This window comes from Psychrobacter sanguinis, from assembly GCF_020736705.1.
Lineage (GTDB): Bacteria > Pseudomonadota > Gammaproteobacteria > Pseudomonadales > Moraxellaceae > Psychrobacter > Psychrobacter sanguinis.
Genome location: NZ_CP085990.1, coordinates 1,695,517 through 1,714,892, shown reverse-complemented (window position 1 = coordinate 1,714,892; position 19,376 = coordinate 1,695,517). Strand labels below are relative to the sequence as shown.

The window sequence follows — 19,376 nt, the reverse complement described above, 5'->3', positions numbered from 1 at the left end:
TATTTATGGGGCTATGACTATACATAAGCGGATCAACGGTAAGCTTTATAGAGATGAAGTAGAAGAGACACATTTAATCACTTTGACTGAAGCTCGTGAAAAAGCCAGTACCATGATGGTTAATATCAAGAAAGGTTTACATGTTTATGATGGCTATAAAGCTGGTCAAGTTAACCAACCTGCTTCAAACGCTGACGTTCCTACATTAAGAGAGGCGTATGAGTACTTTAAAACTATGAAGCCAAATCTTGCTAGTCGTACTATCGAAACATATGATCAGCAAATACTTGGTCGGCTTAGTGATTGGCTCGAGCTGCCCCTAAACGATATTACCAAAACTATGGTTAGTGGAAAACATAAGGAAATTAGTAAGCGTAGTAAAGCGCAAGCTAATGCTACTATGAGGGCTCTTCGCTCAGTTTGGAACTATTGTCAGGATAGTTTTTTAGATGAAAATGAAGAATACATCATCAAAGATCAGCCTATACGTATTCTGAATGCAAAAAAAGACTGGAATAAAATAAAACCTAGAACTCGACATGTCGAAGAAGAATACCTCGGTACATACTTCCACACTCTAATTGAACATAGAGATGGTGGCTCTTTCAAGCAGGCCCCTTATAGTAATAATGCCCGTGACATATTATTACTGTTTATGTTTACTGGTGTTCGTTTAAATGAAGCCCAAACATTAAGATGGGAGGATGTTGATCTTGATGCAGGCCGTATTGTATTTAAGGCCACAAAAAATGGTTCTGATTATCACATGCCTACAGGTGACATCCTACAGGCTATTCTAAAAGAGCGTAAAAGACTTAGTAGTGGTGAAGAATGGGTGTTCCCAAGTGACTTGAAAAGAAGTAATGATCATGTCAAAGACTTAAGCGGTAGTTACAAGACTATCTCTCAAAAGGCTGGCTTGTATATTACACCTCATGATTTACGCCGCACATTTGGCACAGTGGCTAATAGTTTAAACGTTAACTACCCTGTACTAAAAAGACTATTAAACCATCGTGAAGCAAAGTCTAGCGATGATGTGACATTACAATACATTCAAGTATCACAGCGCCAGCTTCGAGATGCTTTAAATGAAATAGAGGCCTTATACTGCAAACGTATCAACCTGAGTCAGAAGGATGTTATTGAAAAATTACTGTAGATTAAATGGTTGAATAAACTATGCTTTCATAAAATCTCAGGTATAAAAACCAGTAAAACTAATAGTATTATTCTGTTCAGAAGAATACACTTCAAGGTTTTTATTATCTCTAGTTCTATGACTTCAGAATTCCGAAATCCCTGTATGATATAGATCTTAACTATTTCTAATGGTTTTTTAAATTGTTAGGTGGATTGATTATTATCGGGGTTTGATGCTGATGCCAGTTTGAGTGGTGGTGAGCGGCTTGGTTAAGCCATGAAATTTATTGTCATCAAGCTGACGGCTACAAAGCCATACCCCAAGCCCATCATGAATGAATACTTTTAGGCGTGTGCCTGCTTTGTTGTAAAACAGGTAGGCACAGTGAGGGCGAATGCTTTGATGCTCGGTGAGGATGTGGGCCAGTAGTTTGCCACTACCACATCGCATGTCCATGGGCGTGGTGGATAGCCAGATGTGAGTGATGGGTATCATTGCAGTCCTCGTAGTAGGTCAATCAAGCTTTGAGTGTCTATTTGGGCAATGTTGAGGTTTATCGTCCCAGATGCTCGAGCTGTGGTTTGCAGTTTGATGTTCTTTATGACGGAGGCTGAGCCTAGATGCGCACCTTCAGGCTCAAGATGAATTGGAATAAAGTGCGGGTTTGTTGGATCATCTGGTCTGCTTATAGCGCCAGGTAATGTGTCAGCTTGAGCATGTGCCCGCTGATACTGGCGTTTCCAGTTATGTAGAAGGTTTTGGTTAATGCCATGCTCTCGAGCGATACTGGCAATTGATCGACCTGAGTCTGTCGCTTCTTTTACTAAAAGCGCTTTAAACTCAGCGCTGTAAGTTCTGCGTTTGGGTGTGTTAGGGTATTGTGTTGTCATGTTAGTGTCCACGATTATTTGTTCATGGACACTATCTCGCATTTTTTAATAGAAAAAAAGATGGGATGGTCGGATGCTTACTATTTAGACTATACACAAGTGTTACAAAAAAATAGAAATTATAAAAAAACCGTTCAACTCTTGTATCAACAAGAGTTAAGCGGTTTTTTACTATTATAAATATTCTTAGGTAGCAGGCTCAAACTTGGGGTTTGGGGTTTGTTAGGTGAATTGGTTAAACTGGGGGTTTTAAGGTTTAAATTTATTTATAAATTCTGCCACTACATTGGGGCCATTTATATGTACACCTATCTCATGGTATTTATCATCTTGGTTTTCAGATGCATTAGAAGAAAGCCAGTTTAAACTAGTTATAAGTATGTCATTATCATCCCAAGCTAGTACCTTAGCATGGTGCTTCGGCTTGTGAGGTGACTGTCTAAGCTTAATGGGCTCTCTAAGACCATCCAGACTTTTCATAGTCTCGTTTATTTCCTCATGACTTATATGGTCAGATCTTTTCGAATAAAATAGAAATTTCTTAGCGGTGGAGTTCCTTAACGCATCGTAGATAGGTCTTTCAGGCGTACTATTTATAAAATCGCTTGTAATATAAATTATCTTAGTAGCTTCATTACAAGCGACATCAATATAATAGTAGTGTTGGTTTTTGAGAACCAAACTAACAGTAAACTTATCTTCTTGAAGATTTCTAACCTCTTGAGGTGAATTTCTTTTTGTAAAGCATTTATACTGATTTGCATAACTATTAATTTCTTTTTTTGTAGAACTATTTACATAGTTATTACCCATAGATATATTCGCTGCTATCCTTAAATATGACCTTACCAACTTATCATCGTAAATAGCTACAGACGCCTCAAATCTATTAAACCTTGAATACAGAAAATTGCACGAACTGACCATTACACAAGCTCCTCTTTTAGCTGAGTCAGCTATGATAAACTTTGCGTGAGATTCTGTTCTTCTGAATTGATTGTAATCGACGATGCCCATTATACCCTCACGTCTACAACTATCATTAAATTCACTTAAAAGATTTTTCACCTTATTGTCTTCCGCATGAGATTTTTCATAGTCGTCATCATCGCTATCAAGACTAGTTTTTCCCCATAAAATATATACTGCTACCTCTCTTTTTAATGCTTCTCTTATAGCCTCAAAATATTCGGAATATTGTTCATCTTCACTATTTTTTCTCTTGATACACCAAGAGCCGATAAAAGTTGAATGAATAATTAGATAATTTTGAGCAGTATTAATTAACTCTAAAAATTTAATTTCCGTCTCTTGACCTCCATATATAAAATCTACCTGATTACGGTTCAAGGTAATACTAGTTGTAGAAGGTACATTTTTTTCTATCTCTGGCATGACAACTTGGGTGCTCTCACTTTCACTTATGCTAGGTGGACGAGTAGACTCAATTATTTTTATCAGTGAGTTATTTAGATCGCTATACAAACTATCTTTAATTATCTTAGATTTATTTTCAGGTGTGTATATCATTTCTACTAATAAGTACTTTTTATCAGTTAGTTGACCAATATTTAAATCTTCTATCTTAGAAATACTCTCGTTTTGATTGCCTGCAACCTTTTCGATTGTAAACCAATACCTTAGAAAAATAAGTTGAGAGTGGGGTATCTTTATGTATAAAAGTTCAGTAGGATAGACTGACAACCTGATCAGGAAGATCCAGCAAAACCGTGCAAGTGACTTTATAGATATGACCTCAAAAGATCATATATCAAAGGCTTGAACGTTTATTTGCTTTATAAATTAATACAACAAGGAGTCGTTAATGCTACACGCCTATCCCAATACAGAAAACAGCCCCGTCCAATTCCGCGAAAAATATGACAACTTTATCAATGGTGAGTGGGTCGCACCAGCCGATGGAGAATACTTTGACAACACCAGCCCCATTGACGGTAAAGTCATCTGCCAAGTCGCCCGTTCAAAAGAAGCGGATATTGAAAAAGCCTTAGACGCTGCTCATGCTGCCAAAGACGCTTGGGGCAAAACCAGTGTCGCTGAACGTGCCAATCTACTGCTCAAAATTGCAGATAAGATGGAAGCCAATTTAGAAGCCATCGCCATTGCCGAAACGTATGAAAACGGCAAGCCTGTACGTGAAACCCTAGCAGCAGACATTCCATTAGCTGTCGATCACTTTCGCTATTTTGCCAGTGCCATTCGTGCACAAGAAGGCGGCATCAGTCAAATTGATGATGACACGGTTGCTTATCACTTCCATGAGCCACTTGGTGTCGTCGGCCAAATTATCCCATGGAACTTTCCGATCCTCATGGCAGTATGGAAGCTAGCCCCTGCGCTTGCTGCTGGTAACTGTATAGTACTCAAGCCTGCAGAGCAAACGCCTGCCTCTATCCTATTTATGCTAGAGACGATCGGGATTGCTGATATCTTACCAAAAGGTGTCCTCAACGTGGTCAACGGTTTCGGAGTTGAAGCTGGTAAGCCGCTTGCCTCCAATCCACGTATCAATAAAGTTGCCTTTACTGGTGAGACGACTACTGGTCGCCTAATCATGCAGTACGCCAGTGAAAACATCATTCCAGTTACCCTGGAGCTGGGTGGTAAGAGTCCAAATATCTTCTTTGCTGATGTCATGGACGAAGACGATGATTTCTTGGATAAAGCCGTTGAAGGTTTGGTCATGTTTGCCTTAAACCAAGGTGAGGTTTGTACCTGTCCGTCGCGTGCGCTGGTACATGAGAGTATTTATGATGAATTTATCAAACGCTGTGTCGAGCGTGTTGAAGCCATCAAAATGGGCAATCCACTAGACACTGACACCATGATTGGTGCACAAGCCAGCTCAGACCAGTTAGAAAAAATCTTATCTTATCTGGATATCGGTAAAAAAGAAGGCGCAAAAGTCTTGGTTGGCGGCGAGCAAGCCAAACACGATGGCGAGCTTGGCGACGGTTATTATGTGAAACCGACCATCTTTGAAGGCACCAATGATATGCGCGTGTTCCAAGAAGAAATCTTTGGACCAGTACTTGCCGTCACGAAATTTAAAGACGACGAAGAGGCCATGAGCATTGCCAATGATACCTTATATGGTCTTGGTGCTGGAGTCTGGACACGCAGTGTACACAAAGCCTATCGCTTCGGACGTGGCATCCAAGCAGGTCGCGTGTGGACCAACTGCTACCACATCTATCCTTCGCATTCTGCATTTGGTGGCTACAAGCAATCGGGTATCGGCCGCGAAAACCATCTAATGATGCTTGATCATTATCAGCAAACCAAAAACATGCTGGTATCGTATAGTCCAAAAGCGATGGGGTTCTTTTAAACACTATTTGCTAAAGCACCTTACAAGGAAGCGTAAGGTGCAAACTCGATGCTTACTAAGCATCTACATGTAAAATAATTGGCAGTTTAAAAGACTAAGTCGAGCATTAGTGACTGCTAGTAATAAGGAGAAAGTAACATGGCTAATAAAATGAAAGCTGCGGTTCTGCATGAGTTCAACCAACCTCTGCAGATTGAAGAAGTTGATATCCCTACCCCAGGTCCTGGTCAAATTGTAGTAAAAATGCAGGCATCAGGTGTCTGTCATACCGACCTGCACGCTGTCGAAGGCGATTGGCCAGTCAAACCAAGCCCCCCGTTTATCCCTGGTCATGAAGGTGTCGGCCTGATCACTGCTGTGGGTGAAGGTGTTAAGCATGTTAAAGAAGGCGACCGTGTCGGTGTGCCTTGGCTCTACTCTGCCTGTGGTCACTGTACGCACTGTCTAGGTGGCTGGGAAACCCTGTGCCTAAGTCAAGAGAACTCTGGTTATTCAGTGAATGGTAGCTTTGCAGAATACGTATTGGCAGATGCTGACTATGTTGGCATTATTCCTGAGAGCGTTGACTCTGTTGAGATTGCACCAGTTCTATGTGCGGGTGTGACGGTATATAAAGGTCTGAAAATGACAGACACCAAACCAGGTGATTGGGTCGTCATTTCAGGTATCGGTGGACTTGGTCACATGGCGGTACAGTACGCCATTGCCATGGGACTGAACGTTGCTGCCGTCGATATTGACGATGAAAAGCTCGATTTTGCCAAAAAACTGGGGGCAAAAGTCACCGTCAATGCCAAAAACACCGATCCTGGTGAGTATCTGCAAGAAGAGATCGGCGGTGCTCATGGTGTGCTAGTGACAGCCGTCTCCTCTAAGGCCTTTGATCAAGCGCTGACCGTGCTGCGCCGCGGTGGTACTTTGGTCTGTAATGGTCTACCAACAGGCGACTTCCCTGTTTCTATCTTTGATACGGTACTAAATGGTATTACCATTCGTGGCTCAATCGTTGGTACACGTCTAGACCTACAAGAGTCGCTAGATATGGCAGCGGAAGGTAAAGTAAAAGCGACCGTTGCCGCTGAGCCGCTTGAGAATATCAATGATATTCTTGATCGTATGCGTGATGGCAAGATTGAGGGACGTATCGTGATTGACTACGCTATGTAGACATTGCAACTGTCTCAGTGATTGGTACGTTTAGTCACAAAACATCACTTAATCACTAACGCTAGGTCGTATCGTTTTCAGCCACATGCTATGAATGATGTGAGTGAAGATGATACGACCTTTTATATTTTACCGATTAGTTTGGGTAAAATATAAAAATAAGGAGCACGTTATGAAACTTGAAGCGACAGAAGCCTGCGTTGCGTTAATTGAGCTATTAAAGTCCAAACACGGTGACCTGATGTTCCATCAATCTGGCGGCTGCTGCGATGGCAGCTCACCGATGTGTTATCCGCTGGGTGAGTTCAAAGTTGGTGGTCAAGACGTACTCGTCGGTGAGCTTGCTGGTTGTCCATTTTATATGGGTAAAGCCCAGTATAAACTCTGGCAACATACTGATTTAACTATCGATGTAGTCGATGGTCGTGGTGCGAGTTTTTCACTGGAAATACCTGAAGGCAAACGCTTTATTGTGCGCTCTGAAATATGAGCTATGCTGAAGAAACCGTACAACTAAACTTGGTAAACTAAGCACAATTATAGGAGTTTACCATGACCAAGAAATTAAGAACCTACAGTAACGAATTTAAAGCTGAAGCTGTCAAGAAGATAGCAGATAATAATGGCAATATCTCAGCTACTGCAAAGCAGTTAGGTATTGCTATGCAAACGCTATCAAACTGGCATAACAAAGCCAATCAAGGCAAGCTTGTTGGCACAGAGCAATATGATCCTGACCTTATGAGTGCTCTTCAAGAAATAAAGCAGCTCAAGCGTCAGCTCAAAGTGGCTGAAGAGGAGCGCGAGATTCTAAAAAAGGCGACCGCGTACTTCGCGAAAAACAGCCCGTAAAGTACGCTTTTATCAAAGACAATCGTCAGATATTTAGCACCACTACTATGTGCCGTGTATTAAGCGTTAAGCCCTCAAGCTACTACGATTGGCTAAGTCGTGACATCAGCGAACAGCAGGTACACCGCAATCAGTGCGAGCTACTAGTTAAAGCCGCTCACAGTGAAATGAAAGAACGTTATGGCGTAGATCGATTGCATGCTCATCTAAGCAAACAAGGCCACAACATTAGCCTGTATATGGTAAGAAGCATCAAAGAGGAACACGGCATCAAATGCCGTCGTCATAAGCGCTTTAAAGTCACTACTGACTCAAACCACAACAAGCTGGTCTATGACAATGTTTTAGATCAGAGGTTTGACGCTAAGCGTCCTAACGAAGCATGGGTCAGCGACATTACCTATATCTGGACTGCTGAGGGCTGGTTATATTTAGCTGGAGTGAAAGATTTATACACCAAAGAGCTTGTCGGCTACGCTATCAATAAGCGCATGACCGCTGATTTAGTATGCCGTGCACTCAATATGGCAATCAAGAACAAACGACCTACTCAAGGACTGATTGTTCATTCAGATAGAGGTAGCCAATATTGTAGCCATGCGTACCATAAGATTATCGAGCAGCATAAGTTTACAGGCTCAATGAGCGGCAAAGGTAATTGCTATGACAACGCACCTATAGAAAGCTTCTGGGGCGTCTTGAAGAATGAACTAGTATATCATCAAGATTATAAAACGAGGTTTGCAGCCACTAGCGATATCATTGGGTATATTGAGCTGTATTATAATCAGACTAGGATTCAAAAGGGCTTGGGCTATCGAGCGCCAAGACAGGTGTGGTTTGACTACTATCGTCAGGCTGCGTAATTAAAATCTCCCAAGTTTGGTTCTACGGATTTGACAGCATGGGTCAGTGAGCAACCCATCAGTAGTTTAAGAATTTTCTCTTGAATAGTATTTGTATCCTGATATTCATCTACCATTAAATATCGTAATTTTTGATGCAACTCATCTAGAATCTGAGGATTGTCAGTCAACAACTTAAAAGTTTCATATTGTATTGTAGAGAAATCTAAAGCATTAGCTTCTTCGAGCATCAGATGATATTTTTCTAAGCAATGACCTAATACAATAATTTCCTCATCATCTGCTGATTGAAGCTTTTGATCAGACAGACCTTCTTCAGTAACTTTGTTGATCAACGAAAGTAGCTGACTTGCTTTATTCCAATTGGATTGATTTTCTTTAATTAAAGCATTAAACCCTTCAATCTCTGCAAAAGATTTTAAATTTTTATATAACATGAACTGCTGATCGAACTGATCATATAGAGTAAAGTTGCGCTTAAGCCTTGTATAATGCTGATACTCTTCGAGTAAACGCAAGCATATTGAATGAAAAGTACCTAAATACATTTCATTTAAGTTGACAGCTATATCTAGCTCAATCAGCCTATTTGAAATCCTAGTTCGAAGTTCTCTAGCAGCTTTTTCAGTAAACGTAACTATTAAAATTGAATCCACTTGAACGTTATAATTCTGGATTAGATTAACTACCCTCTCTACTAAGGTAAAAGTCTTACCCGAACCTGGCCCGGCAATAATTAGAACTGGTCCGTTAACTGTCTCTATAGCTGTTTTCTGGAATTCATTAGCAAGGCTCATATCAAATCTACTTTAATTTTTAGATTTTATAAGTTATCTATAACTTTTATAAAGTTAAGCTTTTTGTCTTGTGTGCATTTTGGCTTTGTGATATTTGTAGTTTCTCTAATTAACTTATTAATTAAATGTAAGCATCCGACCAACCCCCTATTGCGGTGGCACCCAGCGATGAGGTAACAACTCATCCAGACCCTCTTGAGTAGGCAGGCGTCTTAGCACGTCTGTCAAATAAGCAGACACATCCAAACCATTTAAGCGAGCTGACTGAATGATTGACATAATATTCGCAGCCCGCTGCCCACTTCGCAGCGAACCGGCAAACAACCAGTTTTTACGCCCAAGTGCCCACGGACGCATCTGATTCTCCGCCCAATTATTATCAATCGGCAGCCTGCCATCATCTAGATACTGAGTCAGCGCCTGCCAACGTTTCAGGCAATAATCCATCGCCTTACTAATACTGGCATTTTTAGTGGTTAACTGCCTTTTTTCTTGTAACCATTGGTGCAGCTTATCGGCAATCGGTTTGGCTTTTTCTTGCCTGATTTGCCGAACTATTTGGGGATCTCTTGGCATTGGGGGTGTATTTTTTTCAAATCGCTCGTCAATCTCACGTTCAACAGCATACAACTGCCTAAATAACGTTAATGCCTCAATGCTCACGATACTTTGGCCAGTGATATGCAGTTCATGAAACTTACGCCGTGCATGGGCCAGACAACCGATTTCTGTCACACCTTGATGAAATAAGAACTTATACCCGCTGTAATCATCGCAAACCAGCTTACCGCGCCACTTATCTAAAAAGGCTTTAGGATGCTCATTACGACGGCTTTCAGCAAAGTCATAGACCACCGCTTTTAAGGAGCTGTGCTGTGGCGTAAGATACGCCCAGACATAGCCTTTTTTTAATGATTTACCACCTACCTTTACATGGTTCTTCATGATAGATACCGGGGTTTCATCGGCATGTAAGATAGGCTCAGACAGTAATAGTTCATGCAAGCGACTGACTAAAGGCTCAAGGGCAACGCCGCAGCGTCCTACCCAGTCTGCCATAGTAGCATCGGGGATATTTACCCCACTTCGCTGATAGATAATATTCTGCCGATATAACGGCTGATGGTCTGCATATTTGCTAATAAGGATGTGTGCAAGCAGCTCTGGGGTGGCGATGCTTTTGTTAATAATCTGCTTGGGGGTAGCCGCTTGATGAATGATGTCACACTCACGGCATACCCATTTAGGGTAGATGTGACGCTCAATATAAAACTGCTTAGGGATAATGCCAAGTTTGTCTTGTTTATCCTCCCCAATTCGCTTCATTTGACAGCCGCAGTCACAGACGGTGGTAAGTGGTTCATGAACCCAGGTTTTCACCTCAAGGTTGTCAGGAATCACTGTGTATTTGGCACGCTTTGTTTTTCTAGGCTGATCAGTGGCTGAAGCTGGCAGCTCATCTGTGTTCTCTTTGCCGGCTTTAAGCTCACCCTCATTAATGAGGGTTTCTGCCTCAGTACGATCAATCGCAGGCAGCTTGGCAAGCTCATCTTGGCTTAAGCCGCTAAGGTAGTCATCTCGGATTTGTTCAAGCTGCGCTAAGTCCTCTTGCGCGGCCTCATAGTTTAAGTGGGTTTGTCTGGCAGTGATGCCTTCGCTTTTTTGTCCATAGAGCCGGTGAATAAGCTGCTTTTGTTTTTCGATGAGTTCAAGCACTTGTTCATATAGCTTGTGGTTTTCCTCAACCACTTGGTTAAAAAGCTGCTGTAGTTGATCGTGACTTGTGTTCGTTTGAACAAGCTGTTGCTGCAGGTGCTCATTACGCTGTTCAAGCAGGTGGATTTTCACCAGAAGCTCGGCGTAAATGGGGTCTTTTGATAAGTCGGATAAGTTAGCAACAGTCATGGCGATATGTTGCCAGAGTTTTATTTGCCTGTCATCTGCTATTTATAGGATGGGGGTTAATTTATCTTTGCCCATGTTACGCCAAGGCAGTCCACTGATTAAGGCGTTAAATTGTTCACGGTTGATGCTGATACCAGTCTGAGTGGTGGTGAGCGGCTTGGTTAAGCCATGAAATTTATTGTCATCGAGCTGACGGCTACAAAGCCATACGCCAAGCCCATCATGAATGAATACTTTTAGGCGTGTGCCTGCTTTGTTGTAAAACAGGTAGGCACAGTGAGGGCGAATGCTTTGGTGCTCGGTGAGGATGTAGGCCATTAGTTTGCCACTACCACATCGCATGTCCATAGGCGTGGTGGATAGCCAGATGTGAGTGATGGGTATCATTGCAGCCCTCGTAGTAGGTCAATCAAGCTTTGAGTGTCTATTTGGCTAATGTTGAGGTTTATCGTCCCAGATGCTCGAGCTGTGATTTGCAGTTTGATGTTCTTTATGACGGATGCTGAGCGTAGATGCGCACCTTCAGGCTCAAGATGGATTGGGATAAAGTGCGGGTTTGGATCATGAGACCTGTTTATAGCACCAGGTAATGTGTCAGCTTGAGCATGTGCCCGCTGATACTGGCGTTTCCAGTTATGTAGAAGGTTTTGGTTAATGCCATGCTCTCGGGCAATGCTGGCAATTGATCGACCTGAGTCTGTCGCTTCTTTTACTAAAAGCGCTTTAAACTCAGCGCTGTAAGTTCTTCGTTTGGGTTTATTAGGGGGTTGTGTTGTCATGTTAGTGTCCACGATTATTTGTTCGTGGACACTATCTCGCATTTTTTAATAGAAAAAAAGATGGGATGGTCGGATGCTTACAATTAAATGGAGTTTTCAGTCATTTTAAATATTATTAAATAGTATAAGCAGACCGTCTGAAATAATGCAAATAGAATAAAATCATAAGGATACTATTTATTCATTAAATTGAAATTTAGAGGGAGAATAAAGTAGGTAATCCTTAGAATGATAATCTAAAAGAGTATTTAGCAGAAAATGAATAACTCAAGGTCATACAGACATAATGTCAGTATGGCCAAAGGATAGCTGAAGTCTAACAAGGTTAACTGTGTCGTAATTTCTAGATCGCGTCCCATCTGCTGTGTTAAGAATGGGGTATTTACAACTATACCTCTCATAAAACCGTCAAGCACTTTAAAACTAGTGCTCTGACCTAAAATGGCTCTATAATTTTTTATCGTAATAAGGTGGAAAGTTAGGATAGAATAGAGGTGCCAATAACAGTTAGATTAAAGGAAGCCTTATGTCAGCAACCAAGGAAGAGATAGCTGAGTTCATGAAGTCTGAGTTCCCTCAAGCAAAGTACAGGATTGAGGCAGTAAATAGCAGTGGGTCAATTTTATCCCATGATATTGGTTTAGATGATTTGAGACCTGGAGGTACTATATCGGGGCCTGTAATGATGGGAATTGCTGATGTGGCTCTTTATGTAGCTATCTTAGGTAGAATTGGCATAGTACCGTTAGCAGTCACCACAAGTTTAACTATCAACTTTTTACGTAAGCCCACTGCAAAATCACGTATTATTGCTGAGTGCAAACTGCTAAAAGTGGGAAGGAGTCTAGTCGTAGGCGAGGTTTCTTTATACTCAGATGGATCTGACGAATTAGTTGCCCATGTTGTGGGAACCTACTCAGTACCACCAACCAAGAACAAGTCTGAAAATCTGCAAAAGATATCAACTTAAGGCCCTTTGCTCAAATCCTAGTGAAATAGATCAGGCGTTCTCACTGATTTTGCTCCCTAGCGAGGACTTGAATCTTTGGCTGTGAGCTAATGGTATTAAGGTTTCAACTTGCTGAGATAGCCACAGTGTACTTCATGATGTACTTACCATAGATATTCTATCTATGATCGGTGCGCTAGTGAGGACTTGAAGAGACCATCCCAGATTCTGTGTAACTGACGTTTAGATTAAATACTTACACAAAATTTAGGAAGGTCTCCCAGATTCTTATCAAAGACTTCATCATCTATTATTCGCCAAACGGCAACTTGCTGATGGTCTTTGGTGGTGACTAGATTTAAAGTTTGTTCAATCATTGCTTGAGGTCTCATATCCTTATGATGTTTATTTGCTTCAAACCCAGTTACTTTACACTTAGCGGTTTAATTAAGCTACTTACTTGAGCTATTTGCTTCAGTTATTAGGCTTGGCTACTTACTCAACTTCAATATTCTAAAGGCGCCCTGAATAACTAAAGCAAATACGATGCTACCAATAATCAAATCAGGCGTACTAGAGTGTAACCAATTAACCAAAATCCCTGCAACAATTACCCCTAAATTGATAATCACATCGTTTGAAGTGAAAATCATACTGGCTTGCATATGGGCTTCTTCTTCTTTGCTTTTCGATTTTTGTAGTAAATAGAGGCAAATCAAGTTTGCAATTAGCGCAAGAATCGATATGACTATCATGGTAGAAAAGTCAGGTAACTGCTCATTGCCAAAGAAACGTCTTAGTACTTCTAAAAAACCAAGAATCGCTAGCGTAATTTGAAAATATCCGGCAATTCTAGCAATCCGTTTTTTCTTAATGACCGTTCCACCGACCGCAAATAAGCTAATTCCGTACACGAAGCTATCTGCTAACATATCTAAGCTGTCGGCGACCAACCCCATCGAACGAGAAATCAGTCCCGTGCTCATTTCAATAATAAAGAAAGCAAAGTTAATGACCAGCACTATCCATAGTAGCTTTCTTTGCTCAGCATCTTTTTTGTGACTAGAGTCAGCATCAATTTTAAAATTATTGTTGGGATCAGAGGGGTCAATGGTTTCGGTCGAGAGTAGGGTGTCTCCTAATTTTAGGTCATGAATAGCAGTCTCTATCCCTTCTATATTGTCATGATGAAACACAGTTAATTGACGGTTAGGAATGTCGAACTCAAGATGTTCAATATTCGAGTGGCCCTCTAATTTCATTCGGATTAGGTTTTCCTCCGAAGGGCAGTCCATCTTCGATATTTTAAAAGTTGTTTTATTCATAGCTACATTTATATCCGGGTGGTGGTTCAAAAAGTAGAAAAAAAACAGGCTGAGAAATTGATAAATAGTGAAATGCAAATGACACTATACATCAAATACCCAGCCTGTCTAAGTGACAATATAAAGAAAAATGGTTTCAAAAGCCATGCCCATACCCAGTACTGACAAAATCAATAAGGCCTGTTTCATAAATCTAATACCTACGGTTAATTCAAAATGGTCTGTTGTCCATAACAGAGCAGTCAATTAAATCTCAACAACTCAAGAATATACACATTGTGGTGACTAATAATTATGCTGCAAACCCTTATTCCATAGGCGGCCGGCATTATCAACGATTTCGCTAAAACCTTATAAATTTATTGGAAGTCAAACTGTTAGCCAAAACACAAATCGGACTTTAGCATAGGCTGTAAAGCACGTCATCACTAATAAAAATCTGATAAAAGCTCTTTTTAAGCTTATAAAATGATAAAAAATACCTATTTTATAATGTAATTTCGTGTAACATTTATAGAATATAGCTGACCAACCTGACAACAATATCTCCTGTTTGATAAGCAGAAAAAAACGTTTGTAGAAATGACGTGGAATTTATCTACATTTAAACGATTAGTTTAACGCAGTTAAGTTTTGCTCAAACTCTGCGCGCCCGATTTCACCCACTTGTTGATTGACCAATTGACCGTCTTGATAATACAGCAATGCTGGCGGACCAAACAATTTATAACGCGCTAAGATTGCTTTTGAATCAGCCGTAGTCTCCGTGATATCAAGTCTGACCAATTGCCAATCTTGCATTTGCGCAGGACGATTATGAAATAAGTTTTTATCCATAATCCGGCATTCAATACACCATTCGGCGGTGATATCGACCAGCACTTTAGGATTGGCGGCGACAATGGCATCTAACTCAGCAAGCGTAGTAACAGTTTTATCGGTTGCATTACTCATGGCTGGTTGACCAGCAGTCGTCTGCATCACCGGCGCAGCGCTCAATGACGCGAGCGGATGCAAGCTGTCGTCATTGCCCAATGCGGCGCCGACGATTAAACACGTCGCCCAAATACCAGCGATTAAGCCTAGCGCTTGGGTCAGCATCCGACCTTTGCCTAGCCAGCTCCACGCCCACATCGCCACGACCATAAACCACAGCGCCCACACTATCAGCATCACAGGCGAGATAAAGACGCGTTCAATTAATAACAATGCCACGGCAAAAAGCAACAAAGCAAAGCCCTGCTTGACCCAATTCATCCACTCGCCTGCTTTTGGCATGATTTTACCTTGGGTCGCGCCAATTAAGATAAGCGGCGCCGATAAACCAAAACCGAGCATAAATAAAGCGGCAAAGCCAAGGAGCGGACTTCCAATCGTTGATACGGCAAGCAGCGCCCCAAATAAGGGCGCCGAAACACAAGGCGATACCACGAGCGCCGATAAGAATCCCGCAATTAAACTGCCACCCGTACTACCAAGTTTGCTATCGCCTGCTTGGCTTAGACCTTGCATTTTGCTACTGATAAATCTCGGCAGACGAATGCTAAATACGCCCAACATATAAAGTGCTAATAAGACAAAAACGATGGCAAAGGCAATTAGTATAATCGGATTTTGTAGCCAACCGATAATGCCTAACGACTCACCAAACACCGCAATGACCGCGCCTAAAATACCATAAGCGATGGCAACACCAATAGCGTAGCTGGTCGTTAAAATAACACCGCGTTTTACCGTTGGATTGTCTTCACGCGCGACGATATTGGCAACAATCGGTAGCATCGGTAACACGCATGGCGTCAATGCCAAGACCAACCCTGCCAAGAACAATAACACCAATGCCAACCACGGATGCGAAGCTAAGCCAAAAGGGTCACTATTAATGGCGTTATCAACGACAACGGTATTGTTTGTTGCAGCAGCATTATTTATGACAGCGTCATTGTTCGCTGCTTCACTTGTGACATTATCGCCTACCACTTCTTCATCGGCTCCAGAGATGGTATTGATTGCACCAAGCTCTGCATCTAACGCTTCGTCATCTAACAATTCATAATCAATCACCTCGTCATCTGGCGTAGTTTGCTCTGTAGCAAGACTATTGGTAACTGTCCCATCTGTAGAGGCTTGCGCAGTTTCTACATTGCTGTTATTGCTCGCAGAAACTGTAGCAGTACTACTTGAACTATTGGCTGCCGATTGTGAAGCAGCAGCGATATTGACTGTGGTTTTTATTTTCTCCGGTGGATAGCATAGACCTGCTTTGGCACAGCCTTGCCAACCTATTGTCACGGCGGCATTATTTATCGCCTTGCCATTACTACTACTCAAAATGGTAGTAGCAACCATATTGGCTTGGTCAAATACCAATACTTGCCCAAAGGTTGGGTCATCAATGGAGACTGGCTTTTGGCTAAAGGTAAAAGGTGCAGCGCTCACGCCAGCAGGCAACGTTAGCTTAATTTGGTCTTTATAAACATAGTGCTCAGGCGTAATGTCAAAGTTAATGGCTAAGCGCGTGCCATTATTGACAGGTTTACTACTGCTACTGACCTGAAACGCTTCATCAACAGGCAAAAATTTCGGTTGGGTCGCGCTTTTATCACTGCTAAATAAATCGCCCAATCCTGCCGCTTGCGATGCCACTGGCACGGCCGTCAGCCCAGTCGCTGCTAGCCCTGTCAATAATGAACCCGCGCTGAAAGCGAACGCCAACAGATAAGATTTTTTTGACGGTTTATTTTGCGTTAATGACGGAGACTTTTCTGCGCTCTTAAGGGACATGAAGGGCTACCTATTATTTCCAATATTCGAATTGACCAATTCACTGTCTGTATGGACTTGTCTATTTACAACCCCAGTTCGGGATAAGCCACATTGTAACTCATTGATACTATTTACAATGTGGCTACCTGTCCCTGCTGAGGCATGTTTTTGATGGTGGGTTTATAGGGAAACCAGCGATAAGCAATCAAACCTGACAGCAAGTTTGTAATAAAACCCGTGACACTACGATGGCGTGAATGCTCAATCTGACACAAGTTTTTCAGCTCCCCAAACACCGTCTCAACCAAAGAGCGATGATTGAGTAGCGCCTCATCTATCGGCTTGAGTACTTGCGGTTTCATATTACGCCGAAGTTTAGTGATCAGCGTGGTATCACTATGTTTTGTGAGCCACTCGTTTAGGGCTTTACTGATATAGCCTCTATCCCCAAACACCTTGCCAAACACAGGTGTTGCCATATCCTTAACAGGCACTCTGTCATCCGTATTACCCGCAGTGACTTTAACAGATACAAGCTCGCCCTTATGATTGATAATGGCGTGCAGCTTAAAGCCATAGAACCAGCCCATGCGGCTTTTGCCTCGGGTTGCAAGTCCTTCAAAGACTTTATGACGGTAGATACGTTTGTTATGACAAACTGCTATCTTGGTTGAATCAATATAGCTGATACCTGTACAGTCGCCCATCATGCTTTGCAAGTAGCTGCACAGTGGTATGATACTGCGCGGCACAAGCTCTATAAATCGCGAGTAGCTCGGCAGATTTGGAAACGCCCGTTTCATCATGCCAAGCATGTGATGGTAGTAAAACGCCTTAAACTGTCGATAACGTAATTGATGAAACAGTATCAAGATGGTCATAATCTCTGATACACTTATCTTGCATGCTCTTAACCTTTGGTGTCCCGTTGCGATTAAATGAGCGTCAAACTCAGGTTTGAATTGCTGATAAAAGTCGTCAATATGGCAGTATAGTTCGGTTAGGTTGTCCATGTAAGAAGTCCTTTTTGCTTAAGTGGTCTTGGTAAACTTACTTTAGCAACTTCGGACTTCTTTTTTTATCTTTTTTTTGAGCCCTTATCCCGAACTGGGGTTATATTATATACAACATACTACAATATACTATTAAGGGATACAAAATCATGGTGAGCTATGCTGAAGAAACCGTAGAGATAAACTTGGTAAACTAAGCGTATTGACAGGAGTTTACCATGACCAAGAAAGTAAGAACCTACAGTGACGAATTTAAAGCTGAAGCCGTCAAGAAGATAGCGGATAACAACGGCAATATTTCAGCGACCGCAAAGCAACTTGGCATCGCCATGCAAACGCTATCCAACTGGCAGAACAAAGCTAATCAAGGCAAGCTTGTAGGAACAAAGCAGTATGACCCTGAACTTATGAGTGCGCTTGAAGAGGTAAAACGCCTAAAGCGACAGCTTAAAGTTGCCGAAGAGGAACGCGAAATACTAAATGAGGAGGGATAAAGCGAAGCACTGCTTCGCCCCGACGCAAGGGGAGAGCTATGCTCGAGTTGGCGACGGCGTACTTCGCGAGAAACAGTTAGTCAGGTACGCCTTTATCAAAGACAACCAGTTCCTCTTTCGCATCACCACTATGTGCCGAGTGTTAAGGGTTAAGCCATCAAGCTATTACGACTGGCTAAGTCGTGATCTCAGCGACCAACAGATACATCGCAACCAGTCTGAATTACTGGTTAAAGCGGCTCACAATGAAACGAAAGAACGTTATGGCGCAGATCGACTGCATGCTCATCTAAGCGAGCAAGGCCATAACATTAGCCTGTATATGGTAAGAAGCATCAAAGAGCAACACGGCATTAAATGTCGTAGTCATAAGCGCTTTAAAGTCACCACCGACTCCAATCACAACAAGCTGGTCTATCCAAACGTACTGGATCAGAAGTTTGATGCTAAGCGCCCTAACGAGTCGTGGGTCAGCGACATCACCTATATCTGGACGAATGAGGGTTGGCTGTACTTAGCAGGGGTCAAAGACTTATACACCAAAGAGCTTGTCGGTTACGCTATTAACAAGCGTATGACCGCAGATTTAGTTTGCAAAGCACTAAATATGGCCATCAAGAATAAACGTCCAAGCAAAGGGCTAATCGTTCATTCAGACAGAGGCAGTCAGTATTGCAGTCACGCCTACCACAAGACCATTAAGCAGCATCAATTTATAGGCTCAATGAGCGGCAAAGGCAACTGTTTCGATAACGCTCCGATAGAAAGCTTCTGGGGCACATTAAAGAATGAGCTGGTATATCATCAAGACTATAAAACAAGGTTCACAGCCATCAATGATATTATCAGTTATATCGAGCTGTACTACAATCAGACGAGGATTCAAAAGGGTTTGGGCTATCAATCGCCAAGACAGGTGTGGTTTGATTATTATCGTCAAGCTGCGTAATTAAAATCTCCCAAGTTTATGTATACGGATTTGACGGCAGGGGTCAATAGTTTAAAACTTTTATATTTACGTGCGTTAGGACGTTACCTAGAAAAAATAAAAAACTTACACTGATTAAATTATTATGA

17 protein-coding genes and 2 pseudogenes are annotated in these 19,376 nt (G+C 41.9%); 8 read left to right on the top strand and 11 right to left on the bottom strand.

What is annotated here, in order from left to right; translation table 11 throughout:
* The first annotated feature begins 13 nt into the window (after positions 1–13).
* Positions 14–1,162 (top strand): tyrosine-type recombinase/integrase, encoded by a 1,149-nt coding sequence (locus LK453_RS07325; protein ID WP_227953985.1) that lies wholly within the window; start codon positions 14–16, stop codon positions 1,160–1,162.
* Between the two features lie 201 nt (positions 1,163–1,363).
* Here LK453_RS07325 and tnpB (LK453_RS07320) read toward each other — a convergent pair whose 3' ends face one another.
* From tnpB (LK453_RS07320) to LK453_RS07310, 3 genes are all read right to left on the bottom strand, one after another.
* Positions 1,364–1,639, bottom strand: coding sequence for an IS66 family insertion sequence element accessory protein TnpB (gene tnpB, locus LK453_RS07320; protein ID WP_201537898.1), 276 nt, complete (start codon positions 1,637–1,639; stop codon positions 1,364–1,366).
* Entirely contained in the window at positions 1,636–2,034 is a 399-nt protein-coding gene (locus LK453_RS07315; RefSeq protein ID WP_227945140.1) for a transposase, read from the bottom strand. The genes tnpB (LK453_RS07320) and LK453_RS07315 overlap by 4 nt, the downstream gene beginning before the upstream one ends.
* 249 nt (positions 2,035–2,283) lie before the next feature.
* On the bottom strand, positions 2,284–3,738 hold the full coding sequence (locus LK453_RS07310) for a phospholipase D-like domain-containing protein (RefSeq protein ID WP_201538517.1): 1,455 nt from the start codon (positions 3,736–3,738) through the stop codon (positions 2,284–2,286).
* Positions 3,739–3,859: 121 nt separating this feature from the next.
* On the opposite strand from LK453_RS07310, the gene exaC reads away from it, so the two are divergent.
* The 4 genes from exaC (at position 3,860) to LK453_RS07290 (ending at position 8,271) form a co-directional block, all read left to right on the top strand.
* A complete protein-coding gene (gene exaC, locus LK453_RS07305; RefSeq protein ID WP_068408106.1) occupies positions 3,860–5,386 on the top strand; it encodes an acetaldehyde dehydrogenase ExaC in 1,527 nt (508 codons plus the stop codon).
* A 138-nt stretch (positions 5,387–5,524) separates the two neighbouring features.
* A complete protein-coding gene (adhP, locus tag LK453_RS07300) occupies positions 5,525–6,553 on the top strand; it encodes an alcohol dehydrogenase AdhP (RefSeq protein ID WP_201538515.1) in 1,029 nt (342 codons plus the stop codon).
* Between the two features lie 172 nt (positions 6,554–6,725).
* Positions 6,726–7,043 carry a DUF779 domain-containing protein gene (locus LK453_RS07295; protein ID WP_201542246.1) on the top strand — a complete coding sequence of 106 codons (318 nt, stop codon included), beginning with the start codon at positions 6,726–6,728 and terminating at the stop codon, positions 7,041–7,043.
* A gap of 62 nt (positions 7,044–7,105) precedes the next feature.
* Positions 7,106–8,271, top strand: a protein-coding gene (locus LK453_RS07290; protein WP_192993974.1) for an IS3 family transposase whose coding sequence is annotated in 2 segments (ribosomal slippage) — positions 7,106–7,364 and positions 7,364–8,271 — 1,167 coding nt in all. Because the reading frame shifts where the segments join, the coding sequence is not laid out codon by codon here.
* Here LK453_RS07290 and LK453_RS07285 read toward each other — a convergent pair.
* The 4 genes from LK453_RS07285 to tnpA all read right to left on the bottom strand — a co-directional run bounded on the left by LK453_RS07285 (position 8,259) and on the right by tnpA (position 11,752).
* On the bottom strand, positions 8,259–9,068 hold the full coding sequence (locus LK453_RS07285) for a UvrD-helicase domain-containing protein (RefSeq protein ID WP_201542244.1): 810 nt from the start codon (positions 9,066–9,068) through the stop codon (positions 8,259–8,261). The two genes, LK453_RS07290 and LK453_RS07285, sit on opposite strands and share 13 nt — an antisense overlap.
* Before the next feature lie 147 nt (positions 9,069–9,215).
* A complete protein-coding gene (gene tnpC / locus LK453_RS07280) occupies positions 9,216–10,973 on the bottom strand; it encodes an IS66 family transposase (protein WP_227945148.1) in 1,758 nt (585 codons plus the stop codon).
* Between the two features lie 42 nt (positions 10,974–11,015).
* Positions 11,016–11,360, bottom strand: a complete 345-nt coding sequence (tnpB, locus tag LK453_RS07275; RefSeq protein WP_227945161.1) for an IS66 family insertion sequence element accessory protein TnpB — start codon at positions 11,358–11,360, stop codon at positions 11,016–11,018.
* The gene (tnpA, locus tag LK453_RS07270; protein WP_227945149.1) at positions 11,357–11,752 is read right to left on the bottom strand and encodes an IS66-like element accessory protein TnpA; all 396 of its coding nucleotides are present in this window, start codon (positions 11,750–11,752) and stop codon (positions 11,357–11,359) included. The genes tnpB (LK453_RS07275) and tnpA overlap by 4 nt, the downstream gene beginning before the upstream one ends.
* A 526-nt stretch (positions 11,753–12,278) precedes the next feature.
* Here tnpA and LK453_RS07265 point away from each other — a divergent pair.
* Positions 12,279–12,722 (top strand): PaaI family thioesterase, encoded by a 444-nt coding sequence (locus LK453_RS07265; protein WP_201542365.1) that lies wholly within the window; start codon positions 12,279–12,281, stop codon positions 12,720–12,722.
* 227 nt (positions 12,723–12,949) lie between these two features.
* Here the strand turns inward: LK453_RS07265 and LK453_RS07260 are convergent, their stop codons facing one another.
* Entirely contained in the window at positions 12,950–13,093 is a 144-nt protein-coding gene (locus LK453_RS07260; protein WP_178377961.1) for a hypothetical protein, read from the bottom strand.
* 99 nt (positions 13,094–13,192) lie between these two features.
* Positions 13,193–14,026 carry a cation transporter gene (locus LK453_RS07255; protein ID WP_058023794.1) on the bottom strand — a complete coding sequence of 278 codons (834 nt, stop codon included), beginning with the start codon at positions 14,024–14,026 and terminating at the stop codon, positions 13,193–13,195.
* Positions 14,027–14,098: 72 nt separating this feature from the next.
* Here LK453_RS07255 and LK453_RS07250 point away from each other — a divergent pair.
* Positions 14,099–14,188 (top strand): annotated as a pseudogene (locus tag LK453_RS07250) (IS1 family transposase); the annotation flags it as partial.
* Positions 14,189–14,638: 450 nt separating this feature from the next.
* On the opposite strand, the gene LK453_RS07245 reads toward LK453_RS07250, so the two are convergent.
* Positions 14,639–16,810 (bottom strand): cytochrome c biogenesis protein CcdA, encoded by a 2,172-nt coding sequence (locus LK453_RS07245; RefSeq protein WP_201542129.1) that lies wholly within the window; start codon positions 16,808–16,810, stop codon positions 14,639–14,641.
* Positions 16,811–16,923: 113 nt separating this feature from the next.
* Positions 16,924–17,805 carry an IS982 family transposase gene (locus tag LK453_RS07240; RefSeq protein WP_201542131.1) on the bottom strand — a complete coding sequence of 294 codons (882 nt, stop codon included), beginning with the start codon at positions 17,803–17,805 and terminating at the stop codon, positions 16,924–16,926.
* Positions 17,806–18,023: 218 nt separating this feature from the next.
* Here LK453_RS07240 and LK453_RS07235 point away from each other — a divergent pair.
* A pseudogene (locus LK453_RS07235) lies at positions 18,024–19,248 on the top strand (IS3 family transposase).
* Positions 19,249–19,376 lie beyond the last annotated feature (128 nt).

Excerpts from the sequence above, each read along its gene's own strand:
- LK453_RS07325 (WP_227953985.1), top strand. The coding sequence starts at position 14 with ATGACTATACATAAGCGGATCAACGGTAAGCTTTATAGAGATGAAGTA.
- tnpB (WP_201537898.1), bottom strand. The coding sequence starts at position 1,639 with ATGATACCCATCACTCACATCTGGCTATCCACCACGCCCATGGACATG.
- LK453_RS07315 (WP_227945140.1), bottom strand. The coding sequence starts at position 2,034 with ATGACAACACAATACCCTAACACACCCAAACGCAGAACTTACAGCGCT.
- exaC (WP_068408106.1), top strand. The coding sequence starts at position 3,860 with ATGCTACACGCCTATCCCAATACAGAAAACAGCCCCGTCCAATTCCGC.
- adhP (WP_201538515.1), top strand. The coding sequence starts at position 5,525 with ATGGCTAATAAAATGAAAGCTGCGGTTCTGCATGAGTTCAACCAACCT.
- LK453_RS07295 (WP_201542246.1), top strand. The coding sequence starts at position 6,726 with ATGAAACTTGAAGCGACAGAAGCCTGCGTTGCGTTAATTGAGCTATTA.
- LK453_RS07285 (WP_201542244.1), bottom strand. The coding sequence starts at position 9,068 with ATGAGCCTTGCTAATGAATTCCAGAAAACAGCTATAGAGACAGTTAAC.
- tnpC (WP_227945148.1), bottom strand. The coding sequence starts at position 10,973 with ATGACTGTTGCTAACTTATCCGACTTATCAAAAGACCCCATTTACGCC.
- tnpB (WP_227945161.1), bottom strand. The coding sequence starts at position 11,360 with ATGATACCCATCACTCACATCTGGCTATCCACCACGCCTATGGACATG.
- tnpA (WP_227945149.1), bottom strand. The coding sequence starts at position 11,752 with ATGACAACACAACCCCCTAATAAACCCAAACGAAGAACTTACAGCGCT.
- LK453_RS07265 (WP_201542365.1), top strand. The coding sequence starts at position 12,279 with ATGTCAGCAACCAAGGAAGAGATAGCTGAGTTCATGAAGTCTGAGTTC.
- LK453_RS07260 (WP_178377961.1), bottom strand. The coding sequence starts at position 13,093 with ATGAGACCTCAAGCAATGATTGAACAAACTTTAAATCTAGTCACCACC.
- LK453_RS07255 (WP_058023794.1), bottom strand. The coding sequence starts at position 14,026 with ATGAATAAAACAACTTTTAAAATATCGAAGATGGACTGCCCTTCGGAG.
- LK453_RS07245 (WP_201542129.1), bottom strand. The coding sequence starts at position 16,810 with ATGTCCCTTAAGAGCGCAGAAAAGTCTCCGTCATTAACGCAAAATAAA.
- LK453_RS07240 (WP_201542131.1), bottom strand. The coding sequence starts at position 17,805 with ATGGACAACCTAACCGAACTATACTGCCATATTGACGACTTTTATCAG.